Annotated in this window: 1 protein-coding gene; it reads left to right on the top strand. The window is 51.0% G+C overall.

The features are described from left to right. Positions 1-225 (top strand): phage holin family protein (locus tag AC1RMF_RS26655; protein WP_493145578.1); only part of this gene is annotated, 225 nt, incomplete at its 5' end. Positions 226-525: the final 300 nt, after the last annotated feature.

The following is a 525-nucleotide window of genomic DNA, read 5'->3' on the forward strand; positions in this document are numbered from 1 at the left end:
CTGCCGCTGACCTTCATCACTTTCGGACTGTTCTTGCTGGTCATCAATGCGCTGATGATCTTGCTGGTGTCAGCCTTGGTGAGGGGGTTTCAGGTGTCGAGCTTCTGGACGGCCTTCTTCGCCAGCATCTTTGTGTCTGTCATCAGCTTCGTGCTGGAAGTGTTCTTCCTGAGTAACGGCTCCGTGCATGAGATACGGATGCCGCATAGTGGGGTGTGGCTGTAGTGAGCAACCATCGATTTTGAATGGCCGGACGCATTGTGGACTCGGTCAAACAGACTGGGGCCACGGTCACGATGACCGATAGCTACCCTTTAGGCATACGTGATGGGAAGTTACCCTGCCCATATCCCAATTTACAGAACAACTACGAGCAGGGCGGCCGGGCATGGGTGCACACAATCCGTTTTGGACAGAAGATTTTTTAGTCCGTAAAGACTTCAAAAATCTTCAAAAAATCCCAAAAGATCTCTGAATTGCGCTAAGCCAGCAAAGCCACATTGCTACCTTTCTGAATGGGCATGC

This window comes from Rhodoferax sp. GW822-FHT04A08 (assembly GCF_058801025.1).